Annotated in this window: 20 protein-coding genes; 4 read left to right on the top strand and 16 right to left on the bottom strand. The window is 72.3% G+C overall.

Translation table 11 applies throughout. The features are described 5' to 3' along the window. Nucleotides 1-76 precede the first annotated feature (76 nt). The 8 genes from OG361_RS32305 to OG361_RS32270 form a co-directional block, all read right to left on the bottom strand. The gene (locus OG361_RS32305; RefSeq protein ID WP_405859160.1) at nt 77-583 is read right to left on the bottom strand and encodes a DinB family protein; all 507 of its coding nucleotides are present in this window, start codon (nt 581-583) and stop codon (nt 77-79) included. A 148-nt stretch (nt 584-731) separates the two neighbouring features. After that, a complete protein-coding gene (locus tag OG361_RS32300; protein WP_405859158.1) occupies nt 732-1,220 on the bottom strand; it encodes an RICIN domain-containing protein in 489 nt (162 codons plus the stop codon). A 331-nt stretch (nt 1,221-1,551) separates the two neighbouring features. Further along, entirely contained in the window at nt 1,552-2,055 is a 504-nt protein-coding gene (locus OG361_RS32295) for a methylated-DNA--[protein]-cysteine S-methyltransferase (RefSeq protein ID WP_405859156.1), read from the bottom strand. Between the two features lie 6 nt (nt 2,056-2,061). Further along, nucleotides 2,062-3,546, bottom strand: a complete 1,485-nt coding sequence (locus OG361_RS32290; RefSeq protein WP_405859154.1) for an AlkA N-terminal domain-containing protein — start codon at nt 3,544-3,546, stop codon at nt 2,062-2,064. Nucleotides 3,547-3,745: 199 nt separating this feature from the next. Next, nucleotides 3,746-4,534 carry a metallophosphoesterase gene (locus OG361_RS32285; protein WP_405859152.1) on the bottom strand — a complete coding sequence of 263 codons (789 nt, stop codon included), beginning with the start codon at nt 4,532-4,534 and terminating at the stop codon, nt 3,746-3,748. 112 nt (nt 4,535-4,646) lie between these two features. Continuing rightward, nucleotides 4,647-5,267 (bottom strand): L-threonylcarbamoyladenylate synthase, encoded by a 621-nt coding sequence (locus OG361_RS32280; protein ID WP_405859150.1) that lies wholly within the window; start codon nt 5,265-5,267, stop codon nt 4,647-4,649. Nucleotides 5,268-5,276: 9 nt separating this feature from the next. Next, a complete protein-coding gene (locus tag OG361_RS32275; protein WP_405862563.1) occupies nt 5,277-6,680 on the bottom strand; it encodes a phytoene desaturase family protein in 1,404 nt (467 codons plus the stop codon). 81 nt (nt 6,681-6,761) lie between these two features. Beyond that, nucleotides 6,762-7,598: an inositol monophosphatase family protein gene (locus OG361_RS32270; protein WP_405859148.1), complete on the bottom strand. Its 837-nt coding sequence runs from the start codon at nt 7,596-7,598 to the stop codon at nt 6,762-6,764. A gap of 263 nt (nt 7,599-7,861) precedes the next feature. On the opposite strand from OG361_RS32270, the gene OG361_RS32265 reads away from it, so the two are divergent. Together OG361_RS32265 and OG361_RS32260 are read left to right on the top strand one after the other, a co-directional pair. Beyond that, nucleotides 7,862-8,752 (top strand): hypothetical protein, encoded by an 891-nt coding sequence (locus OG361_RS32265; protein WP_405859146.1) that lies wholly within the window; start codon nt 7,862-7,864, stop codon nt 8,750-8,752. A gap of 160 nt (nt 8,753-8,912) precedes the next feature. Next, entirely contained in the window at nt 8,913-9,701 is a 789-nt protein-coding gene (locus tag OG361_RS32260; protein WP_405859144.1) for a serine protease, read from the top strand. On the opposite strand, the gene OG361_RS32255 is transcribed toward OG361_RS32260, so the two are convergent. Continuing rightward, a complete protein-coding gene (locus OG361_RS32255) occupies nt 9,655-11,187 on the bottom strand; it encodes an NCS1 family nucleobase:cation symporter-1 (RefSeq protein ID WP_405859142.1) in 1,533 nt (510 codons plus the stop codon). The two genes, OG361_RS32260 and OG361_RS32255, sit on opposite strands and share 47 nt — an antisense overlap. A gap of 73 nt (nt 11,188-11,260) precedes the next feature. On the opposite strand from OG361_RS32255, the gene OG361_RS32250 reads away from it, so the two are divergent. Beyond that, nucleotides 11,261-11,788, top strand: a complete 528-nt coding sequence (locus tag OG361_RS32250; RefSeq protein WP_405859140.1) for an RICIN domain-containing protein — start codon at nt 11,261-11,263, stop codon at nt 11,786-11,788. A gap of 11 nt (nt 11,789-11,799) precedes the next feature. Here OG361_RS32250 and OG361_RS32245 read toward each other — a convergent pair whose 3' ends face one another. The 7 genes from OG361_RS32245 to OG361_RS32215 all read right to left on the bottom strand — a co-directional run bounded on the left by OG361_RS32245 (nt 11,800) and on the right by OG361_RS32215 (nt 18,951). After that, entirely contained in the window at nt 11,800-12,816 is a 1,017-nt protein-coding gene (locus OG361_RS32245) for a TIGR03842 family LLM class F420-dependent oxidoreductase (RefSeq protein WP_405859138.1), read from the bottom strand. 23 nt (nt 12,817-12,839) lie between these two features. Next, nucleotides 12,840-14,243, bottom strand: coding sequence for a dihydropyrimidinase (gene hydA / locus OG361_RS32240; protein WP_405859136.1), 1,404 nt, complete (start codon nt 14,241-14,243; stop codon nt 12,840-12,842). A 28-nt stretch (nt 14,244-14,271) separates the two neighbouring features. Beyond that, a complete protein-coding gene (locus OG361_RS32235; protein ID WP_405859134.1) occupies nt 14,272-15,552 on the bottom strand; it encodes an aspartate aminotransferase family protein in 1,281 nt (426 codons plus the stop codon). Continuing rightward, on the bottom strand, nt 15,549-16,391 hold the full coding sequence (locus OG361_RS32230) for a nitrilase-related carbon-nitrogen hydrolase (RefSeq protein ID WP_405859133.1): 843 nt from the start codon (nt 16,389-16,391) through the stop codon (nt 15,549-15,551). Before OG361_RS32230 ends, OG361_RS32235 begins: the two co-directional genes overlap by 4 nt. A gap of 214 nt (nt 16,392-16,605) precedes the next feature. Continuing rightward, nucleotides 16,606-17,934, bottom strand: a complete 1,329-nt coding sequence (locus tag OG361_RS32225) for a UL36 very large tegument protein (protein WP_405859131.1) — start codon at nt 17,932-17,934, stop codon at nt 16,606-16,608. Between the two features lie 124 nt (nt 17,935-18,058). Then, nucleotides 18,059-18,481 (bottom strand): PPOX class F420-dependent oxidoreductase, encoded by a 423-nt coding sequence (locus tag OG361_RS32220; protein ID WP_405859129.1) that lies wholly within the window; start codon nt 18,479-18,481, stop codon nt 18,059-18,061. A gap of 29 nt (nt 18,482-18,510) precedes the next feature. Beyond that, nucleotides 18,511-18,951, bottom strand: coding sequence for a winged helix-turn-helix transcriptional regulator (locus tag OG361_RS32215; RefSeq protein ID WP_405859127.1), 441 nt, complete (start codon nt 18,949-18,951; stop codon nt 18,511-18,513). Between the two features lie 61 nt (nt 18,952-19,012). Here OG361_RS32215 and OG361_RS32210 point away from each other — a divergent pair, with 61 nt between their 5' ends. After that, nucleotides 19,013-19,717, top strand: a complete 705-nt coding sequence (locus tag OG361_RS32210) for an NAD(P)-dependent oxidoreductase (RefSeq protein WP_405859125.1) — start codon at nt 19,013-19,015, stop codon at nt 19,715-19,717. Nucleotides 19,718-19,771: the final 54 nt, after the last annotated feature.

The following is a 19,771-nucleotide window of genomic DNA, read 5'->3' as shown; positions in this document are numbered from 1 at the left end:
GCCGGACGGGCCCTAGGGCGTGTGTCGAAAGTCCCGCCTGCCCTTCGGGCAGACGGCGCTACTTTCGACATACGCCCTAGTCGCCGGTCGTGCCGTCGAGCATCTCGCGCAGGATGTCCAGGTGGCCGTTGTGGCGGGCCGTCTCCTCGGTGAGGTGGAGGAGGATCCAGCGCAGGTCGACATGGAGACCGCCGCGGACGGCTCGCTCGGCCTTGCCGTCCAGGCCGTTCCCGGCGACGAGTTCGCGGTAGCGGGCGCTCTGTTCGGCGTATTCGTCGAGCAGCTGCGTGAGCGGGAAGTCGACGGCGACGCGCATCTCGCGGTCGGGGTCCTCGTCGGTCCACGGGCCCTGGTCCTCCTCGCCGAGGAAGACCACCTGGAACCAGTAGTACTCGACCCAGCGGAGGTGGTTGATCAATCCGCTCATGGTCATCAGCGGTGAGCCCGGCAGGAGCGCCTTGCGGGCGTTCTCCGCGGAGACGCCGTCGCACTTGGCGCGGGCGGTGTCACGTGCGTAGTCGAGAAACGTGGTGAGCTGGGTGCGCTCGTCCCACGCGGGCGGTGTGTCGTCGATTCTGGTCATCGCGCGAAGCGTCCCCGATCACACGACCGATGTCGAGGTATTTACCGGCGGGCCCGTCCCGCCCGCACCCAACGCGCAGGAGCCCCGAACGAGTTCGGGGCTCCTGCGTTCGGCCGGCGAACCGGCCTCCAGTCACTGGGTCACTGGATTACTGGGAGAGCTGCCACGACTGCGCGTAGTTCCACTCGGAGTTGCAGGTCCACAGGGTGAGCCACGTGCCGTTCGACAGCGAGTTGCCCTTGTTGGTGATGCACTTCGTCCCGTGCATCGTCCAGATGCGGTCACCCTCGTAGTAGAACCGCTGCGGGCTCGGGAACGAGTAGGGGTTACAGGTCCACAGCGTGAGGACGGCGCCGTTGGTGCCCGAGGCGTTGCCCTGGGGCGTCATGCACTTGCCGCTGACGTCGTGGACGAGGAGGTTGCCCTCCCAGTGCCACTTCTGCAGGTCGCTGCCGGTGCAGGACCACACGGTGATGATCGTGCCGTTGGCGGTGCTGTTCCCCTGGGGGGTGGCGCAACTGCCCACGTTCCAGAGCCTGGTGTTGCCAGCCGCCTGGGCGGACGGGGCCGCGACGAGGAAGTTGAAGCCGATGACGGTCAGCAGCGCGATCAGCGCCGAGGATGCCTTGCGAATCATGTTCTGTTTCTGTTCCTTTTGGGATCTCCGGCACATGGGCCGGCGAGTGGTGGTCCGTGCCGGGTCGACCACAGGAGGGTCCGATCTCCGACACGGGCACAAGCGCACGCGGGGGCACACGAAGCAGGCCCGCGAATGGTCAGTTCGAGGCCATGGGTGAGAGAGGGCGCCCGGCGATTAGGCGGGCGCATCCGACCGATCGTGTGCCGTGTACACGTCGCTTATCAGCCATCATAGGGCCTCTGATGGCTGAAAATGATCATTCGCCTGGCCGATGTATTTCGCCCACCAGTGCGCTGTCCACCACTAGTTGGCGGATTCAACCATTCCGCTAGAAGAGGCCGGCGGGCTCCCCCGTACGCGATTCCAGGGCGAGCAGTCGCTGTTTGCGGTCGAGGCCGCCGCCGTAGCCGGTGAGGCCGCCGCCCGCCCCGACCACGCGGTGGCAGGGGACGACGATGCTGACCGGGTTCTTGCCGTTGGCGAGCCCCACTGCCCGGGAGGCGGAGGGCTTGCCGAGGGCCTCGGCCAGTTCGCCGTACGTCCGGGTCTCCCCGTACGGGATACGGCGGAGCTCCTCCCACACCCGCAGCTGGAACGGGGTGCCGACCAGGTGGAGCGGGAGGTCGAACGCGGTGAGCTCACCGGCGAAGTAGGCGTCGAGCTGGCGGATCACCTCGTCGAAGGGCCGCGGGTCGGGCTCGCCGAAGGTCTCCTCGGGCGGACGGTGGCGCTGACCGGTCATGTGGATGCGGCTGAGGACGCCGTCGACGGCGACGAGGGTCAGCGGCTCGTACGGGCTGTCCACGACGGTGTGACGGACGGTGGCGGGCATGGCGGTTCAGCTCTCTTCGCTGGGCAGGTGGTTGATCGGATGGGCGTCGGTGGCCCAGAGGTACTGGACGGCGTAGGCGCGCCAGGGCCGCCAGTCGGCGGCGCGGGCGGTGAGCGCGGCCGGGGTGCCGGGCAGGCCGAGGCCCTCCGCGGCGCGGCGGACGCCGAGGTCGCCGGGGAGGAAGGCGTCCGGGTCGCCGAGCGCCCGCATCGCGATGACCTCGGTGGTCCAGGGGCCGAAGCCGGGGAGGGCGAGGAGCCGGGCGCGGGCCTCCTCTCGGTCGTCGGCGGGGCCGAGGGTGAGCGTGCCGTCCGCGAGGGCCCGGACGAGGGTGAGGAGGGTGGTGCGGCGGCTGCGGGGCAGGGCGAGGTTCTCGGGGTCGAGCTCCGCGAGCGCCCCGGGGGCCGGGAAGAGGTGGGTGAGGCCGCCCTCGGGGTCGTCGACGGGGGTGCCGTACGCGGTGACCAGCCGGGCCGCGTGGGTGCGGGCGGCGGCGGTGGAGACCTGCTGGCCGAGCACGGCCCGTACGGCGAACTCCGCGGGGTCGACGGTTCCGGGCACCCGGCGGCCGGGCGCCGCGTCGACGAGCGGCGCGAGCAGCGGGTCCGTGCGCAGCCGGTCGTCGACGGCGACCGGGTCGGCGTCCAGGTCGAGGAGTCTGCGGCAGCGGCTGATCGCGTGGGTGAGGTCCCGCGGATCGGCGAGGGAGAGACGGCAGGCGATGTGGTCGACGCGCGGGGCGAGGGCGACGATGCCGTGTCCGTACGGGAGGCTCAGCGTCCGCCGGTAGGCGCCGTCCCGCCACTCCTCGACGCCGGGGACGGCGGTCGCGGCGAGGTGGCCGAAGAGGTTGGACGGTTCGAGGGGGGCGCGGAACGGCAGCCGCAGGCTGATCACCCCGGGGGTGCCGGCCGTCTCGGGACGGGTCCGGGCCGCGCGGGCGCGGAGCTCGCCGGGCGTGAGGGCGAAGACCTCGCGAACGGTGTCGTTGAAGGTCCGGATGGAGGAGAAGCCGGCGGCGAAGGCGATCTCGCCGAAGGGCAGCGGGGTGGTCTCGATGAGCACCCGCGCGGTCTGGGCACGCTGGGCGCGGGCCAGTGCCAGGGGGCCGGCGCCGAGCTCGGCGAGGAGCTGGCGCTCGATCTGGCGGGTGGACCAGCCGAGCCGCCGGGCGAGCCCGGGGACGCCTTCCCGGTCGACGACCCCGTCCTGGATGAGCCGCATGGCGCGGGCGACGGCGTCCGCGCGGACGTGCCACTCGGGGGAACCGGGGCTGGTGTCGGGCCGGCACCGCTTGCAGGCCCGGAATCCGGAGCGCTGGCAGGACGCGGCGCTGGGGTGGAACTCCATGTTCTCGGGCTTCGGCGGGACCACGGGGCAGCTGGGCCGGCAGTAGATCCGGGTGGTGCGGACGGCGGTGAAGAACACGCCGTCGAAGCGGGCGTCCTTCGACTGGACGGCCCGCACGCAGCGCTCGGTGTCGTTGTGCATGGTTCCAGGATCGGGGACGGGGGGGCTCGCGGGCTGGCGAGAAAACGACATGGACGTTCTCACGTACTGACGTCCGTCCCCGTCCCCGACCCCGACTGACCTCGTCCCCGCCCCTGTCCCCGCCCCCGACCCCGTCCCTGTCACTGTCACTGGCCCCGACCGTCCCCGACCTCGACCCCGTCGTCCCCGTGCCCGGCGGTCAGACGGGCACGGTCCGGAAGTGGGTGGTCAGCCTGCCGTCCTCGCCGAGGACGTGGAAGGCGAGCGCGGGCGGCAGGTCGAGATGGACGTGCGGGGAGTCCGGGCCCGGGTTCTCCCAGGGGAGGCGGAGGGTGGAGACGACTCCGGGAGCCACGAGCAGCGGGCGCCCGGCGAAGGTCGTGGCGGCCGCCGTGTGGGCGTGCCCGGCCAGGAAGGCCGTGAGGTGGGGGTGGCGGTCGGCGAGGGCGGCGAGCCGCTCTTCGCCGAACTGCCGGATCCCGTCCACGTACGGGGTGCGCAGCGGGACCGGCGGGTGGTGGAAGGCGACGAGGACGGGCACCTCGCGCGGGGTGGAGTCGAGGATCCCGTCCAGCCACGCCAGCGTCTCGTCCTCCAGGAAGCCCTCGTCCTTGCCGGGCACCGAGGAGTCGCAGAGGGCCACCACGAAGCCCTCGCCCCGGAGCACCTGGTTGACCGGCGCGTCCGGGCGGGCGGTGTCCCCCGTCACCGCCGGCGTCCCGGCGCCCGCGCCGAGGAGGGCCGCCCGGAAGGCGGCGCGCTCGTCGTGGTTGCCGGGGCAGGCGAGCAGCGGGTGACGGGAGTTCAGCAGCTCCCGGACGACCGCGTACTCGTCCGGCCTCCCGTGGTCGGCGACATCCCCGGTGACGAGGACGGCCGCCAGGTCGTACGGCAGCTCCTCCAGGTACCGCAGGACCGCGCGCGTGCGGTCGACGCTGCGCGGTTCCCCGTCGACGTGGATGTCGCTGACCTGGGCGATGACGATCATGTGGCTCGGTCCTCCGTCGGTATCGGCGAGCGGGGCTCGCACGACCGTACGGCGGTCACGGTCCTGACCGTAAGGGCCGGTTCACGGGCGGTGGCCTGCTTTCCGGCGCGCCCTACTCGAAGCGCGAGGTGTCCCCCGCCCCGCGCCGGACGATCTCGGGCTCGCCGCTGGAGAAGTCGACGACGGTGGTCGGTTCGGTTCCGCACTCGCCGGAGTCGAGGACCGCGTCCACCTGGTGGTCGAGCCGCTCCTTGATCTCCCAGCCCTGGGTCAGCGGCTCGGCCTCGTCGGGCAGGAGCAGGGTGCTGGAGAGCAGCGGTTCGCCGAGTTCGGCCAGCAGGGCCTGGGTGACGACGTGGTCGGGGATGCGGACGCCGACCGTCTTCTTCTTGGGGTGCAGCAGCTGGCGCGGCACCTCCTTGGTCGCGGGCAGGATGAAGGTGTACGCGCCGGGCGTCGCGGCCTTGACCGCGCGGAAGACGTCGTTGTCGATGTGCACGAGCTGGCCCAGCTGGGCGAAGTTCTGGCACATGAGCGTGAAGTGGTGCCGGTCGTCGAGGTCGCGGATCGCGCGGATGCGGCTGATGCCGTCACGGCTGCCCAGTCGGGTGCCGAGGGCGTAACAGGAATCGGTCGGGTACGCGACGAGCGCACCGTTCCGAATGCTGTCGGCCACCGCGCCGATGGTGCGCGGCTGGGGGTTGTCGGGGTGCACGTCGAAGTACTTGGCCATGGGGGCAGTCTATTTTCGCAGTCGGCGCCAGACCGCCTTTGCCGCGTTGTGGCCGGACATGCCGTGGACGCCGGGGCCGGGCGGGGTGGCGGAGGAGCAGAGGAAGACCGCCGGGTGCGGGGTCGCGTAGGGGCGGAGCGAGAGGGTGGGGCGCAGCACGAGCTGGAGGCCTCGGGCGGCTCCGCAGGCGATGTCGCCGCCGACGTAGTTGGCGTTGCGGGCGGCGAGTTCGGCCGGGCCGGCGGTGGCGCGGGCCAGGACGCGGTCGCGGAAGCCGGGTGCGAAGCGCTCGATCTGACGCTCGATCGCCTCGGTGAGGTCTCCCTGCCAGCCGTTGGGCACGTGGCCGTACGCCCAGAAGACGTGCTTCCCCTCGGGGGCCCGGGAGGGGTCGACGAGGCTCGGCTGGGCGGTGATGAGGAAGGGGGCGTCCGGGGCGGTGCCGGAGGAGGCCTGGTGCAGGGCGGTGTCGATCTCGCCGGCGGTGGGGCCGATCTGGACGGTGCCGGCGCGCCGGGGCTCCTCGGCGGTCCAGGGCACGGGGCCGTCCAGGGCGTAGTCGATCTTGAAGACGCTCGCGCCGTACTTGTAGTGGTCGTAGTGCCCGCCGAAGCCGGCGATCCGGGCGAGGGCGGTGGGCGAGGTGTCGAAGACGTAGGCGCGGGCGGGCGGCAGGTCGTCGAGGCGCTTGACCTCGTAGTCGGTGTGGACGGCGCCGCCGAGGTCCTTGAGGTACGCGGCGAGGGCGTCGGAGATGGACTGTGAGCCGCCCCTGGGCATCGGCCAGCCGCCCGCGTGCGCGGCGAGCGCGAAGACGAGGCCGACGGCCCCCGTGGCGAAGCCGCCCAGCGGGGCAATCACATGACCGACAAGCCCGGCCAAGAGCGCGGGAGCCTTCTCATCCTGAAACCTTCGCATCAGCCAGGTGGCGGGCGGCAGTCCGTCGAGGCCGAAGCGGGCGAGGGTGAAGGGGTCGCTCGGCAGCGCGGTGAGCGGCAGCTGCATGAAGTCCCGGGAGAGGGTGTCCCACTTGCCGAGGTAGGGGGCGACGAGCCGGCGGTACGCCCCGGCGTCGCGCGGGCCGAAGGAGGCGGCGGTCTCGGCGACGGAGCGGGAGAGGACGGCGGCGGTGCCGTCGTCCCAGGGGTGGGCCATGGGCAGTTCGGGGTGGAGCCACTCCAGGCCGTACCGATCCAGCGGCATCGTCTTGAAGACGGGCGAGCCGGCGCCGAGCGGGTGCACGGCGGAGCAGGGGTCGTGGCGGAAGCCGGGGAGGGTGAGCTCCTCGGTCCTGGCGCCGCCGCCCACGGTCTCCTTCGCCTCGAAGACGGCGACGGAGAAGCCGCGTCGGGCCAACTCCACCGCCGCGGTGAGGCCGTTGGGCCCGGCCCCCACGACGACGGCATCGAGCATCGACGTCTCGTTCCTCACCTTCGGACTCCTTCGTCAGCCGATGGTCAAGACTCTCAGGATAGGCCGGTGGTCGCCCCCGCCTCACGCGCCCCCGAGGAGGCCGCGGATCCGCTCGGCGGTCGCCGCGTCCCTGGCCGCCGTGAACGGCAGCGCGTTCCCTCCGGTGACGCGGAACGGTTCCCCGGCGACGGTGGTCTGCGTGCCGCCCGCCTCGGCGACGAGGAGGAGTCCGGCAGCGTGGTCCCAGGCGTACTCCCAGGAGAAGGCGGTGCCGTCGAGGTCGCCGCGGGCCACGGAGAGGTACTCGAGACCGGCGGAGCCGCAGGGGCGCGGGGCGACGCCATCCGCCCGCAGGCCGTGCAGGGCGCGCTTCTGGTCCGGGGTGGTGTAGTCGGGGTGCGAGGTGGCGACCCGCAGGACCGCGCCGGGGGCCGGCGAGCCGGACCGTATCGGCTGCCCGTTGAGCGTGGCGCCGCGGCCCCGCACCGCGATCGCCATCTCGTCGAGGGCCGGGGCGTAGGTCCAGGAGGCGAGGAGCTCGCCGCGCAGCGCGAGGGCGACGAGGGTGCAGAAGCCGGGGTCGCCGTGGACGAACTGGCGGGTGCCGTCGACGGGATCGACGATCCAGACGGGGGCCTCGCCGCGCAGCGCCTCGTACACGGAGGGGTCGGCGTGGACGGCCTCCTCGCCGACGACGACCGAGCCGGGCAGCAGTGCGGTGAGGGAGGCCGTGAGGTGGGCCTCGGCGGCCCGGTCGGCGACGGTGACAAGGTCGTGCGGCCCGTTCTTCTCCACGATCTCGTGCGTGGCGAGCTGCCGGAACCGCGGCATGATCTCGGCGGCGGCCGCCTTGCGGACCGCCTCCTCCACCTCGGTCGTACGGCCGCCGAGGACGTGCTCAAGGAAGTCTTCGATCATGCCTCCAGCTAAGCACGGGGTGCTGACAACCGGAATGCGGCAGTTGTCACCCGCCGTTTCCCCGGGGAGTACCCTTTGGCCGAGTTCACCCCTTACATGCAGGGGGTGTTCCGTGCACGGCGCGTTCCACGGCGAGTACAAGGCCCCCGGCGGGTGCTACTGGTCGTCGACCTCGACACCGCGGACGGGTCCTGCGCGACGTCCGGGTGGCGGGCGGCTTCGTCCTGGAGCCGGACGAGGCGATCACGTCCTAGGCTGCGGGCATGCTGATGCGTGTCGACGGGCCGGTGAGGCCCGGTCTGCGGATGGAGAGTGCCGACGGGCGCCGGCTGGTGCTGACGCAGGGTGGGGTTCCGGTGCTCTTCGCCCGGCAGCGGGTCACCCAGCACGGGCTGCACTACGCGCGGACGGGCCGGTACGTCTCCCCGCTGGCACCGCTGCGGGCGGACCGGTCCCGGGGTGTCGCGGAGCTGGCGGAGCCGGGCTCGGAGGAGTGGACGGAGCGCTGGGCCGCGTACGGCGGGGAGGCGCTCCGCGGGGCGGCCGACGGGCCGTTGCACGAGGGCGAGTGGCACCTCGCCCCGGACGCGGACCGCTGGTTCGTGGACGGCAATTGGCCGAAACTGCTCACCCACGACCCGGACCGGGGCCACCTCACGTGGTTCGGCTACGGCGACCCGGTCGAGGACGCGCGGGACCTGCTGCCGCTGCGGGCGCTGTCGCACCCGGAGGCGCCCCGGGTGAAGGCGTACCGCCGCCAGTACCGGGAGGGGGTCCTCCCGCCGGTGTTCGTGTGGTGGATCAGCGGGCTCAACTCCCCCGTGGTCCTCGACGGTCACGACCGGCTGACGGCGGCGCTCGCGGAGGGCGGCCGCCCTCGGGTCCTGCTCCTCTCCCGGGCCATGGACGCCCACTGGATCGCACGCTGGGCGGAGCTGCCCGTGACGGAGCACGAGAAGCGGGTGGCCGCTCTGGAGGGCCCGCTCGCCCCGGCCCGGGCCCGCCACCAGAGTCGCAGCCTGGCCGCGCAGCTCCAGGCTCTCGACCGCACGCCCCGCCTCACCCGCGCCTGGCCCTTCCCGGGCGGGCCCGCGGCCTGGGACGCGGCGGCCGCCGCGCACGTACCGGGCTGGACCCCCGACGCGGACCGGTGACCGCGTCCCTCCTTGATCGTTGAAGACCGGACGGGCCGGAACGGGCCGTGGAGACGGCGAGAGGAAACGTCTCCGCATGCCACCGGCCCCGGCAGACCACCGCCGACAGTTCGGAGATCTCGTGGGACGGATGAGACGGTTGAGACGGATGAGAAGCCTCATGGCCACGGTCACGGGGGCGGTGCTGGCCATGCTCCCGCTCGGCCCCGCCCCGGCGCACGCCATCGTCGGAGGTGAGGAGGCGAAGCCGCACCAGTACCCCTTCATGGCGGGGCTGGTGGACCTCGCCGAGCAGCGGGTCATGTGCGGCGGTGCGCTCGTCGGCGACCGGTACGTGCTCACCGCCGCCCACTGCCTCACCGGTTCCTACAGCAGTCCCGCCCGGGTGGGTGTCCTCCTCGGCGAGCACGACCTGACGGCCGGGGACGACAGCCCCCACGCCGTCCTGGCGACGCCGGAGCGGTTCGTCGTGCACCCGGAGTACGACCCGGCGACCCAGCGGAACGACATCGCGCTCGTCCGGTTGGCCGAACCGGTCGCCTACAACCGCGACGTGAGCCCGGTCGGTCTGCCGGCCCCGTACTCCCACGGCACCTTCGACCACACGCAGGTCGAGGTGCCCGGCTGGGGCGCCACCTCGTTCGGCGGCCGTGCCTCCGACGTCCTGCGCACGGTGGTCCTCGACACCATGAGCAACCCGACATGCGTGGACAGGGGCATGTCCCACGTCGCCTCCCCGCAGATCTGCACCTACGCCCCCGGGCGGGACACCTGTCTGTACGACTCCGGCGGCCCCCTGGTCCGCAGGGTCGGGCGCAAGCCGTACCTGGTCGGCCTGGTCTCCTACGGGAAGGGGTGCGCGACCGACACCCCTGCCGTGAACACCCGTGTCTGGTCCTACCTCAGCTGGATCGGCCGGACGACCGGGAAGCGCCCCGCCGCCTCATGAGCAGGGTGTGGAGGAGCATGGAGGCGGCGAGACCCACGGCCCAGCCGTAGTCGGCGAGGGGCTTGAGGAAGGGGATCAGGCCGTCCTCGGGGAAGGGGCCGGTGCCCGGGGCCGAGTGCGAGCCGCCGACGGCGAGGACGCCGCCGACCGTGAACGCGAGGACGGCAGCCGGGTTCCAGCCTCCCCGGTACCAGTAGGGGCCGTCGGCCCGGTACAGCCCATCGAGGTCCAGGACGGTGCGGCGGACCAGCCAGTAGTCGGCGATGAGGATGCCCGCCACCGTGCCGAGGAGCCCGCCGACCAGACCGAGCCAGGTGAAGATGTAGAGCTCGGGGGTGGCGGTGAGCTTCCACGGCATGACGAGGACGCCGACGACTCCCGTGATCAGCGCGCCCGTACGGAAGTCGATGAGCTTCGGCGCCAGGTTGGCGAGGTCGTACGCCGGGGAGACGACATTGGCCGCGATGTTCACGGAGAGGGTGGCGACGAGCACGGTCACGAGGGCGAAGAGCAGTCCGAAGACGTTGTCGGTCTTGGCGGCGAGTGCCACCGGGTCCCAGACGGGCGCCCCGTACACGGCCTGCGAGCCGGAGGTGACGAGCACCGAGAGCAGCGCGAACAGGGTCATGGTGGTGGGGAGTCCGAGCGTCTGGCCCCACACCTGGGCACGCTGCCCGGCGCCGAAGCGGGTGAAGTCGGGGATGTTGAGGCTGAGGGTCGCCCAGAAGGCGATCATGCCCATGAGCGCGGGGAAGAAGACGGGCCAGAAGTCCGCGCCCCAGCCGAGCCGGGAGGGCTGGTCGAGGAGGGGGCCGAGGCCGCCCGCCTTCACCGTGATCCAGACGAGGAGGGCGAGCGCGCCGACGATGACGAAGGGCGCGGCCCAGTTCTCGAATCGGCGCAGGGCGTCCATACCCCGGTAGATGATGGCGAGTTCGAGGGCCCAGAAGAGGACGAAGCAGAGCCAGAGAGTCCACGGCCGGCCGCCGATCCTCGACACCTCCGCCCAGCTGCCGCCGAAGACCTTGTCGAGGAGGACGAAGACGCCCTGTCCGCCGATCCAGGTCTGGATGCCGAACCAGGCGCAGGCGACGCCGGCGCGTATGAGGGCGGGCAGGTTGGCTCCGCGCAGTCCGAAGGAGGCGCGGGCGAGAACGGGGAAGGGGATGCCGTACTTGGGTCCGGCGTGCCCGGTGAGCAGCATCGGCAGCAGGACGACGACGTTGGCGAGGGCGATGGTGAGGACGGCCTGCTTCCAGTCCATGCCGAGGGCGATGAGACCGGAGGCGAGCATCCAGGAGGGGATGTTGTGGGCCATGCCGACCCAGAGGGCGGCGAAGTTGTAGGTGGTCCAACGGCGTTGGGCGACCGGGACGGGGAGCAGGTCGTCGTTGACGAAGCGGGGGTCGTCGGGGGCGGTGCCGGGCGCGAACTCGGCACGGTCGTCGGAGATGTCGGGTCTTCTGGAGGGAGTGGTGGCGGTCATGGCGACGGGAACCCTTCGTTCGGGGACGGAACGAGGCCGTGCGGGGCCTGGGGGGCGTGACCGTGCGGGGGGGGTGGGGTCATGGCCGGGCGGGGCGTGGTCCTGCGGGGCGCGGGGTGGGTCATGGCCGAGCCGGGCGTGCACCTGCGGGGCCGGGCGGGGCGACAACATCGAGATCAACCTCGCCGACGGCAAGTGTCTCGACGTGCCCGGCTCCAACTTCAGCAGCGGAGTGCTCGTGCAGGAGTACAGCTGCAACGGCACGACCGCCCAGAAGTGGGACATCGTCTACGTGACCAGCAAGTACTTCCAGGTCCGGTCGGCAGGCAACCGGAACCTGTGCCTGAACAACTGGACGGGCACGGCGAAGGAGGGCGGCGACATCAGGCTCCACACCTGCGCCAGCACCGACTCCTGGTTCAACCAGGTCGACCCGGACTGGAACGGCTACCTGCGGTTCCAGCCCAAGGTCGCCCTCGCCACCTGCGTCACCGCCGCGGGCGGTCCCGCCCAGAGCGCCCCGATGCGTCTCGGGCTCTGCGGCGGAGCGAGCTACAGCTCCTACTTCGACCTGTTCAACGTCGTCTATTCGGAGAACTGAGCCACCCCCGCTCAGCCGGTCACCGCGGGGATGACCTCGGAGCCGTACGCGTCGATGGTGGCCTCCTTGGCGTCGTGCATGTTGTAGACGGCGAACTGGTTCACGCCCAGGTCCCGGAGGCGGCGCAGCTTCTCGATGTGGGCCTCGGCCGGGCCCAGGAGGCAGAAGCGGTCGACGATCTCGTCGGGGACGAAGTCGGTGGACGGGTTGTCGGCGCGGCCGTGGTGGCTGTAGTCGTAGCCGTGCCGGTCCTTGATGTACGCGGTCAGGGCCTCGGGTACCAGGTCGGAGTGCTCGCCGTACTTGGCGACCAGGTCGGCGACGTGGTTGCCGACCATCCCGCCGAACCAGCGGCACTGCTCACGGGCGTGTGCGAGGGCCTCGGCCGAGTCGTCGGCGGTGACGTAGGCGGGCGCGGCGACGCAGACGGTGAGGGCGTCGGGGTCGCGGCCGGCCTCGGTGGCGGCCTGGCGGACGGCCTTCACCATCCACTCGGTGAGGTAGGGATCGGCGAGTTGGAGGATGAAGCCGTCGGCCTTCTGTCCGGCGAGGGCCAGGGCCTTCGGCCCGTACGCCGCCATCCAGACGGGCAGCTTCCCGTCCTTCACCCAGGGGATCCGGATCGGGTTGCCGTCGACGATCGCCTCGCGGCCCTCGGCGAGGTCGCGGATGACGTCGATGGCATCGCCCAGGCGGGCCAGGGTGTTCGGCTTGCGGCCGGCGACGCGCATGGCGGAGTCGCCGCGGCCGATGCCGCAGACGGTCCGGTTGCCGTACATGTCGTTGAGGGTGGCGAAGGTGGAGGCGGTGACCTCCCAGGTGCGGGTGCCCGGGTTGGTGACCATGGGGCCCACGTGCAGTTTCGTGGTGTGTTCGAGGATGCGGCTGTAGATGACGAAGGGTTCCTGCCACAGCACGGCGGAGTCGAAGGTCCAGCCGTAGCGGAAGCCGTTCCGCTCCGCCCGGCGCATCAGTCCGACGACCTGCGAGGCGGGCGGGTCGGTCTGCAGGACGAGTCCGAAGTCCACGCGGGGACCTCCTGGTTCGGTGTTCAGTTCAGGTACTGGCAGGTGGAGCGGGGGGTGAAGGCGCCGTGTCCGGCGCGGCCGGTGAACTTCCTCTGGTCGATGACGAGTTCGCCGCGCGAGAGGACCGTCTCGACCTGTCCGGTGATCGTCTTCCCCTCGTACGCGGAGTAGTCGACGTTCATGTGGTGGGTCGCGGCGGAGAGCGTCTGGTGGGCGTGCGGGTCGTAGATGACGACGTCGGCGTCGGCCCCGGGCGCGATCGTGCCCTTCTGGGGGTAGAGGCCGAACATCCGGGCGGGGGTGGCGCAGGCGATCTCGATCCAGCGGCGCCGGGAGATGTGCCCGTCGACGACGGCCTGGTGGAGGAGGTCCATGCGGTTCTCGACGCCCGGCAGACCGTTGGGGATCTTGGAGAAGTCCCCGCGGCCGAGGTCCTTCTGCCCCGTGAAGCAGAAGGGGCAGTGGTCGGTGGAGACCACCTGGAGGTCGTTGGTGCGCAGCCCGCGCCAGAGCGCGGCCTGGTGCTCCCTGGGGCGGAGCGGGGTGGAGCAGACGTACTTGGCGCCCTCGAAGCCGGGCTCCGCGAGGTTGTCGGTGGAGAGGAAGAGGTACTGGGGACAGGTCTCGCCGAAGACCGGGAGTCCCTTGTCGCGGGCGGCGGCGATCTCGGCGACGGCCTCCTCCGCGGAGACGTGGACGACGTAGAGCGGCGCCCCGGCGACCCGGGCGAGCTGGATCGCGCGGTGGGTGGCCTCGGCCTCCAGAAGGACCTTCCGGACCTCTCCGTGGTAGCGGGGGTCGGTCTCCCCGCGGGCGAGCGCCTGCTCGACGAGGACGTCGATGGCGATGCCGTTCTCGGCGTGCATCATGATCAGCCCGCCGTTGTCGGCGGAGCGCTGCATGGCGCGCAGGATCTGCCCGTCGTCCGAGTAGAAGACCCCCGGGTACGCCATGAAGAGCTTGAACGAGCTGACTCCCTCCTGGACGAGCCGGTCCATCTCCTTGAGCGTGTGCTCGTTCACGTCGGAGAGGATCATGTGGAAGCCGTAGTCGACGGCGCAGTTGCCGTCGGCCTTGGCGTACCAGGCGTCGAGCCCTTCCCGCAGGCTCCGGCCGACGGTCTGGACGGCGAAGTCGATGATCGTGGTCGTGCCGCCCCAGGCGGCGGCCCTGGTGCCGGTCTCGAAGGTGTCGGAGGCGGAGGTGCCGCCGAAGGGCAGCTCCATGTGGGTGTGGGCGTCGACGCCGCCGGGCAGCACGTAGCGGTCGGTGGCGTCGATGGTGCGGTCGGCGGTCCAGCCGGCCGCGACGTCCGAGCCGTGGGTGGCGAGGGCGGCGATCCGGCCGTCCTCGATCAGCACGTCGGCGTGGACTTCGTCGGCGGCGGTGACGACCAGACCGCCCCGGATGAGGGTACGGGTGCTCACGGGACTCTCCTGCGTGAGTGAGGGTGAACTACAGGCCTCTGAGCGCCTCTTCGAGGATCGCGGCGCCTTCCTCGGCCTCGGCGACGGTGAGCGAGAGCGGCGGTGCGACGCGCAGGGTGCTGGTGTTGTGTCCGCCGCCCTTGCCGATGAGCAGGCCGCCCTCCCGGGCCGCCTCCAGTACGGCGGAGGCCGCCTCCGGGTTGGCCCGGTCGGTGCCCGGCTCGGTGAGCTCGATGCCGATCATGAGGCCGCGGCCCCGCACCTCCCGGACGGCGTCCACGCCGGCGGCGGCCGCCCGCACGCGTTCGATGAGGAGGCCGCCGACGCGGCGGGCGTTGCCCTGGAGGTCGTGTTCCAGGAGGTGGTTGAGGTTGGCGAGGCCCGCGGCCATGGTGATCGGCGAGCCGCCGAAGGTGGAGATGGAGTTGGCGTCGACGCAGTTCATGATCTCGGCGCGGGCGACGACCCCGCCGATGGACATGCCGTTCCCGATGCCCTTCGCGAAGGTGAGGATGTCGGGCGGTCCGGCCTGGCCGTGGGCCTGCCAGCCCCAGAAGTGGTCGCCGGTGCGGCCCCAGCCGGTCTGCACCTCGTCGGCGATCCAGAGGATGCCGTGCCGGTCGAGGACGCGGCGGAAGGCGGCGTACAGGCCGTCGGGCGGGGAGGTGAAGCCGCCGACGCCCTGTACGGGCTCGGCGATGAGGGCGGCGACGTCCCGGGTGTGGCCGAGGAGGTCTTCGAGGTCGGCGACGCAGGCGTCGATGAACCGCTCGTCCGTGTACTGGGCGTAGGGGCCGCGGGTGCGGACGCCGCCGTGCACGTACAGGGTCTGGAGCGGGGAGAGGCTCGTGGGCGACCAGGCGCGGTTACCGGTGATGCCGACGGTGGAGAAGGAGCGCCCGTGGTAGCTGTTGCGCATCGCCAGGATCTGGTTCGAGCGGCGGTACGCGGTGGCCAGGAGCAGGGCCGTGTCGTTGGCCTCGGTGCCGGAGGTGGTGAAGAAGACGCGGGCGTCGGGGATGCCGGAGAGGCCGGCGATCCGCTCGGCGAGCTCCACCATGGGCCTGTTGAGGTAGAGCGTCGAGGAGTGGATGATCCGCCCGGCCTGCTCGGCGACGGCCTTGGTGACCTCGGGCAGGGCGTGCGCGGTCATGGTGGTGAGGATGCCGCCGAAGAAGTCGAGGTACCTGCGCCCCTCGGCGTCCCAGACGTGGCGGCCCTCGCCGTGGGTGATCTCGATGGGGTCGCGGTAGTAGAGGGCGACCCAGTCGGGGATGACGGCCTTGTGCCGGTCGAAGAGACTGCTCACGGCTGCACCAGCCCGTCGTACGCGTCGGGGCGGCGGTCCCGGTAGAAGGCCCACTGCTGCCGGACCTCTTCGATGAGGCGGAAGTCGAGGTCGCGGACGACGAGTTCCTCGCTCTTGTCGGAGGCGACCTCGCCGACGAACTGGCCGCGCGGGTCGACGAAGTAGCTGGTGCCGTAGAAGTCGTTGTCGCCGTACTCCTCCTGGCCGACGCGGTTGATGGCGGCGACGAAGTACTCGTTGGCGACGGCCGCGGCGGGCTGTTCCAGCTGCCAGAGGTAGGAGGAGAGGCCACGTGAGGTGGCGGACGGGTTGTAGACCAACTGGGCTCCGTTGAGTCCGAGTTGGCGCCAGCCCTCCGGGAAGTGGCGGTCGTAGCAGATGTAGACGCCGACCCTGCCGACGGCGGTGTCGAAGACCGGCCAGCCGGCGTTTCCCGGGCGGAAGTAGTACTTCTCCCAGAAGCCCTTGACCTGCGGGATGTGGTGCTTGCGGTACTTGCCGAGGTAGGTGCCGTCGGCGTCGATCACGGCGGCGGTGTTGTAGTAGAAGCCCTCGCCCTCGATCTCGAAGACGGGGACGACGATCACCATCCCGGTCTCCCGGGCGAGGTCCTGCATCCGCCGGACGGTGGGCCCGTCGGGGACGGGTTCGGCCCAGCGGTAGTGCTCGGGCTCCTGGACCTGGCAGAAGTAGGGGGCGTTGAAGACCTCCTGGAACCCGATCACCTTGGCGCCCTGCCGGGCGGCCTCCCGGGCGTGCTCCTCGTGTTTGGCGATCATCGATTCGGTGTCGCCGGTCCAGGTCGCCTGGACGAGCGCGGCGCGTACGACGTCGGTCATGAGCTGCTCCTTCGGCACGGCGTCAGAGAGCCTCTACGCCCGTAGACGCGGGGCGTAGGAGGAGAACGTAAGCCCCGTCACACCCCGGAGCAAGACCACCGCCGTGAAGCAGCGGCGTCGATCATGTTTCATACCCGAGTGGTCCACGTCGGACACGTACCGACACGTACCCGCAAGTAATGAAACGTGCCCCAGAAGGCCCTCCCGCCGCGGGTCAGGCGCCCGCCAGGCCCGCCACGCGCAGGGCGTGGAGGAGGTCGCGCTCACGGGTGACGGAGACCGCGCGGGCCGCGTCGAGAAGCTGGGGAACGAGGCCGCGCGGGTCCGCGCCCGCGAGACGGGCCGCGTCCTCGGGGGCCCGCACCCGGACGAAGGCGGTGAGCAGGGCGTGGGCCTCGCGGTGGTGGTCCTCGGCGTGCAGGGCGGCGCACGCCCCGGCCAGCTCCTCCACGGGGCGGGCCACACCCTGGCGGAGCAGCTGCTCGCAGTCGGCGGTCCGGCCCACGTCGGCGAGGGCCCCGGCGACGGCGGCGAGCCGGCCGGGCGGCAGCGAGGACGCCTCCCAGAGCAGCGTGGACCAGTCCGCGCCGAGACCGGCCCGGTGCAGCTCCGCGGCGAGGGCGGGCAGCCGGGCGGGCGGGCCGCCGAGCGCCTCGCAGAGCAGGGCGTGCGCCTCGCCGCTGCGGCCCTGGGCGCGGAGCCGCTGGAGGGCGTAGACCGCGTTGGCCGCGGCGCGGGCGGTCTCGGCGGGATCCTCCTCGGGGGCACCGGTGGCACCGGCCGCCAGGCCCGCCGCCGCGCCTGTCGCCGGGGTGGGGTCGCCGCCACCGCCGAAGCGTGCCCCCCGGGGCGCGGCTCCCCCGGTCGGCAGTACGGGGACGGACACAGCCGCCACGTTCTCGACGCCCTCCTCCTCCAGCCAGGCGTACCGGGCACCCCGGGGGCGCCGCTTGGCGGGCGCGGGCGCGGGCGCGGGCGGGGTCGGGGTCGCGGCCACGGGCGGGGCCGCGGGCGCGGGCGGGATCGCGAGCGGGGCCGCCGGCGCCTGCCCGCGCGGCGCGGTCCGCGCTTCCGGCCCGAGGCGGGCCAGGCGGGTGGTCAGTTCGGTGACGCGGGCGACGGCCCGGGCGTGGTCGTCCCGGATCCAGGCGAGGTCGTTCTCCAGCCGGGCCGCTTCCTCCCGGCCGGGGGCGAGGCGGAGCCGCTCCCCCAGCTCGCGGGCGCGGGACTCGGCGTACCGGCGTTCCCGCTCCATCAGGCCCCGGCGCTCGGCGAGTGAGGCGGCCCCGCCGGGGCGGCGGTCGTGGGCGGTGGCCGCCGCCGCGTACAGCGCCCCGGCCCGGGCGGCGAGCGGCCCGTCGAGAGGCTCCCCCGCGTCCTGGAGCAGGGACTCGACGACGTCCCAGGGCAGGAGTTCCGTACCGTCGAAGCAGGCGCGCAATCCCTCGGGGTCGCGCTCGGCGAAGACCCCGTACCAGCCGGCTCCCGGCTGGAGGCGGGCCGCGAACTCCGTCAGCCAGCGCGTGAACGTGGAAGCTTCCACCGAGAGTTGATACACCGTCATGTGATCCACACCTGCCCCGCCGTCGACTGGAACCTTCCGGTCCGCGGGTATTGGACCGCAGTCTTGTTACGGGACGACTACGGTCCGTTTTCGATCGGGTGCCTCAGTCGGCGGATTCCGGGGAATCCGTGGACTCCGGGGACCCCCCGAAGCGCACGACGATCCCGGTGTGCGGGCGCTTGCCGAGCCGGACGATCATGGCCGGTACGTCGGTCAGCCAGTACTGCCAGGTGTACTTGCGCGAGAGCAGGCCCCGGATCCGGCGCAGCTCCTCCCCCTCGACCAGCCTGCCCTCGCCGGGGAAGCGCGCGGCACCCTCGGCGACGTTGCCGCGCACGTCGCACAGGGCGACCTCGACCCGGGGGTCGTTCCGCAGCCGCTTGACCTTCCAGGAGTCGGAGCGGGTCCACGCGTACAGCTCGGAGCCCTCCACCGCGTACCAGACGGGCGTCGCGACCCCCGTGCCGTTCTTCCGGAAGGTGGTCAGGCTCACGTAGCGGCCGCGCCGCAGCTCATCGGGCATCATGCCCCGGAGCCTAGGGGGTGTCCGGCGGATCAGGGGCGACCCGGCCATGCTCCGCCGGACACCCCCTGGGCCACCGGGCCGGCCTGCTCGTAGGAGGCGCGGGCCTCCGTGATCTCGGGAGCGTGGGCGCGGGCCCAGTCGCAGGCCGTGTCGAGGGGGCCGATGAGCGAGTGCCCGAGAGGCGTGAGCGCGTACTCGACGCGGGGCGGGTTCTCGTCGTGGACGGTCCGGGTGAGGAAGCCGTTGCGCTCCATCGAACGGAGCGTCTCCGTGAGGACCTTGGGGGTGATCCAGTGCAGGGGCACGCGCAGTTCCGTGAAGCGGCGGGGCTTCCCGTCCTCCAGGCAGCGCAGCACCATGCCGGTCCACTTGTCGCCGACGCGGAAGGGCTGGGCGGGGCTTCCCGCGCAGTCGGGGTCGTCGAAGAGGGCGGAGTCCAACGGCGCGGGCGGGTGGGGCTGATCAGGCATGGGACCGACGCTAGCCCAGTACCGTTGAAGTAACCAGGGACCCCCGTTCTACGGTCCCGGCATGGACATCGAGAACGGCAAGAACAGCAAGAGCGACAAGAACAGCGGCGACAGCGGCCACGGTCCGCGCCTCGTGATCTTCGGCGCCGGCGGGCGGGTCGGCCGGGCGGCCGTCGCGGAGGCGGTCTCCCGGGGCCACCGGGTGACCGCCGTGGTCCGCGACCCGGCCGCGCACCGCGACCTGGAGGGCGCGGGCGTCTCGCTCGTACGGGGAGACGCGACGGACGCGGTCTCGGTGGCGGCGCTCGCCGCCGGCCACGACGCGGCGCTGCACACCGCGGCCCGGCTGGACCTTCCCTCGGAGGAGTACTTCACCGCGGCGGCGAAGGCGCTGGTCGCGGGCCTCGGGGAGGCGGGGGTGCGGCGGCTCCTCACCCTCGGGATCGCGACGACCCTGGAGACCGCGCCCGGGGTACGCCTCATGGACGCGCCCGAGTTCCCGGCGGAGTGGCGCGCCTTCGCCCAGGGCCATGTGGCCGAGTTCGAACTGCTCACGGCCGAGGCGGGGCCGGAGCTCGACTGGCTGATGGTGGTGCCGCCGCTGGACCTGAACGCGGAGGCGGAGCGGACGGGCGGCTACCGGACGGCGGTGGGGTCGGTGGTCGAGGGCCCGGGCCGCATCGGGCACGCCGATCTGGCGCTCGCGCTCCTCGACGAGATCGAGCGCCCGCGCCACAGCCGGGTACAGCTGGCCGTCTCCCACTGAGGCCGGCCCCCGCCGAGGGAGGCCCCTCGCCGGGCCCCTCGCCGGGGCCCTCGC

The sequence above is a fragment of the Streptomyces sp. NBC_00090 genome (assembly GCF_045160815.1).
Lineage (GTDB): Bacteria > Actinomycetota > Actinomycetes > Streptomycetales > Streptomycetaceae > Streptomyces.
Note: the sequence above shows the minus strand (reverse complement) of the source record. Positions and strands in the feature narration are given on the sequence as shown.

Excerpts from the sequence above, each read along its gene's own strand:
- OG361_RS32210 (WP_405859125.1), top strand. The coding sequence starts at position 19,013 with ATGGACATCGAGAACGGCAAGAACAGCAAGAGCGACAAGAACAGCGGC.
- OG361_RS32230 (WP_405859133.1), bottom strand. The coding sequence starts at position 16,391 with ATGACCGACGTCGTACGCGCCGCGCTCGTCCAGGCGACCTGGACCGGC.
- OG361_RS32260 (WP_405859144.1), top strand. The coding sequence starts at position 8,913 with ATGGCCACGGTCACGGGGGCGGTGCTGGCCATGCTCCCGCTCGGCCCC.
- OG361_RS32305 (WP_405859160.1), bottom strand. The coding sequence starts at position 583 with ATGACCAGAATCGACGACACACCGCCCGCGTGGGACGAGCGCACCCAG.
- OG361_RS32255 (WP_405859142.1), bottom strand. The coding sequence starts at position 11,187 with ATGACCGCCACCACTCCCTCCAGAAGACCCGACATCTCCGACGACCGT.
- OG361_RS32280 (WP_405859150.1), bottom strand. The coding sequence starts at position 5,267 with ATGGCCAAGTACTTCGACGTGCACCCCGACAACCCCCAGCCGCGCACC.
- OG361_RS32220 (WP_405859129.1), bottom strand. The coding sequence starts at position 18,481 with ATGATGCCCGATGAGCTGCGGCGCGGCCGCTACGTGAGCCTGACCACC.
- OG361_RS32300 (WP_405859158.1), bottom strand. The coding sequence starts at position 1,220 with ATGATTCGCAAGGCATCCTCGGCGCTGATCGCGCTGCTGACCGTCATC.
- OG361_RS32270 (WP_405859148.1), bottom strand. The coding sequence starts at position 7,598 with ATGATCGAAGACTTCCTTGAGCACGTCCTCGGCGGCCGTACGACCGAG.
- OG361_RS32275 (WP_405862563.1), bottom strand. The coding sequence starts at position 6,680 with ATGCTCGATGCCGTCGTCGTGGGGGCCGGGCCCAACGGCCTCACCGCG.
- OG361_RS32290 (WP_405859154.1), bottom strand. The coding sequence starts at position 3,546 with ATGCACAACGACACCGAGCGCTGCGTGCGGGCCGTCCAGTCGAAGGAC.
- OG361_RS32265 (WP_405859146.1), top strand. The coding sequence starts at position 7,862 with ATGCTGATGCGTGTCGACGGGCCGGTGAGGCCCGGTCTGCGGATGGAG.
- OG361_RS32285 (WP_405859152.1), bottom strand. The coding sequence starts at position 4,534 with ATGATCGTCATCGCCCAGGTCAGCGACATCCACGTCGACGGGGAACCG.
- OG361_RS32215 (WP_405859127.1), bottom strand. The coding sequence starts at position 18,951 with ATGCCTGATCAGCCCCACCCGCCCGCGCCGTTGGACTCCGCCCTCTTC.
- OG361_RS32295 (WP_405859156.1), bottom strand. The coding sequence starts at position 2,055 with ATGCCCGCCACCGTCCGTCACACCGTCGTGGACAGCCCGTACGAGCCG.